Source organism: Komagataeibacter europaeus LMG 18890, assembly GCF_000285295.1.
Taxonomy (GTDB): domain Bacteria; phylum Pseudomonadota; class Alphaproteobacteria; order Acetobacterales; family Acetobacteraceae; genus Komagataeibacter; species Komagataeibacter europaeus.
Map to the genome: position 1 here is coordinate 1 of NZ_CADP01000285.1, position 1,441 is coordinate 1,441.

General features: G+C 56.2%; 2 protein-coding genes and 1 pseudogene. 2 read left to right on the top strand and 1 reads right to left on the bottom strand.

The window, feature by feature from the left end; all coding sequences use genetic code 11:
• Window positions 1–212 (bottom strand): helix-turn-helix domain-containing protein (locus tag GEU01_RS23860; protein WP_042711035.1); only part of this gene is annotated, 212 nt, incomplete at its 3' end.
• A gap of 327 nt (window positions 213–539) precedes the next feature.
• On the opposite strand from GEU01_RS23860, the gene GEU01_RS21770 reads away from it, so the two are divergent.
• Window positions 540–794, top strand: coding sequence for a hypothetical protein (locus tag GEU01_RS21770; RefSeq protein ID WP_019087674.1), 255 nt, complete (start codon window positions 540–542; stop codon window positions 792–794).
• 27 nt (window positions 795–821) lie between these two features.
• Window positions 822–1,331, top strand: a pseudogene (locus tag GEU01_RS27485) (DUF1269 domain-containing protein).
• Window positions 1,332–1,441: the final 110 nt, after the last annotated feature.

A 1,441-nucleotide genomic window follows, 5' to 3' on the forward strand; every position in this document is an offset into this window, starting at 1 on the left:
GTCTTGAACAGGTTTTCCTTGGATGGGTGCCGCCGGTAGATGGTCTGCTTGCCCACTCCCGCCACGGCCGCGATCTGTTCGACCGATGTGGCGGCGTAGCCCTGTTCCCCAAACAGTCGGGTGGCGGTTTTCAGGATCAGGGCATCCAGTTCTTCCGACATCCGGCTGTCGGGCCGACCTGAATTTTTCCTCTTTCTGTCCTGATCCGCCATTTGACCTCCTGTGAGCAGTTTCTCCCGATTATAGGGGACGAAACCGTCTCGCAAGGGCTTTTGACAGGATCGGCATCTCACCCGGGGCAGAAGAAGCACCATCATATCGGCCCGAATTCCGTGAATACAGGCGCGCGTGGAACAGATACATGCGGTGTTCAATATTGAGCTCCAATCTGTGTGAAGCCCAGCGCCACGCCACTGCTTGCGTAAGTCAATCAAGGCTACCCCGCCTCGTGAGGAATTGTTGACGGACAGATGGGAACGGAACAATTCGGTACCGTCTCGTATCGAGCGCGACAACGACATATGAAGGATCATGTAATCATGGCAGCAGACCTGAATCTGGAGCAGACAGTGCGTGACGCATCGCGGACGCTGCAGGATCACGCGGAACACGTATTTTCACGGCACTCCGATCGTGTTGAGAAGCAGTTGAAGGAGCAGATCAGCGCCCTTCAGTCTCAACTGGAAACGCATGAGCAGGCACGGCATGCATCACATCTGCGGTTCTATCTTACGGTTGCCGGGGTCATCGCTCTTTCGGCGCTGGTTCATTTCCGCCACCGCAAGGCGAAGTAATCCTGCCCACTAATGATGGAATAATTCATGTCAGATCTTATTGTTATCGGTTTTGACACCGAAGATGGTGCCACTGCTGCCCGTACCGAGTGCGCGGCACTGGAAAAAGAATATCTGATCGACCTTGCGGATGCCGTGGTTGTCCGTCGCACCAGCGACGGCAAAGTGCATCTGGATCAGTCGGTCAATCTGACGGCCCTGGGTTTTTCGGGCGGTCTTGCGACGGGTGCGTTCTGAGGCACGCTGCTCGGCCTGATTTTCCTCAACCCGCTGGCAGGCTTCGTGGTAGGGAGCATGACCGGCGCTGGCGTGGGCACGCTGGAGGGCCACTTCAGTGACTACGGAATCAGCGATGATTTCATCCGGGAGGTGGGCCAGCAGGTCAGGAACGGCACATCGGCACTGTTCATTCTGGTGCGCAAGGCACAGCCTGAAAAGGTCGTCAGTGAGTTCCACAAGCTGGGCGGACATCCCCATATTATGCAAACATCACTTTCTCCTGAAGCTGATGCGAAACTGCGCAGCCTGATTGGCTGAAATCGTAATCGTCCGACGCTTCCAGTCTCAGGCTGGACGCGTAGGACTGGCCTGTCTGATCCATGGCATCCTGTCCGGGTGTGACAGTACATCTTCACAAGGGGCCATCC

Excerpts from the sequence above, each read along its gene's own strand:
- GEU01_RS21770 (WP_019087674.1), top strand. The coding sequence starts at position 540 with ATGGCAGCAGACCTGAATCTGGAGCAGACAGTGCGTGACGCATCGCGG.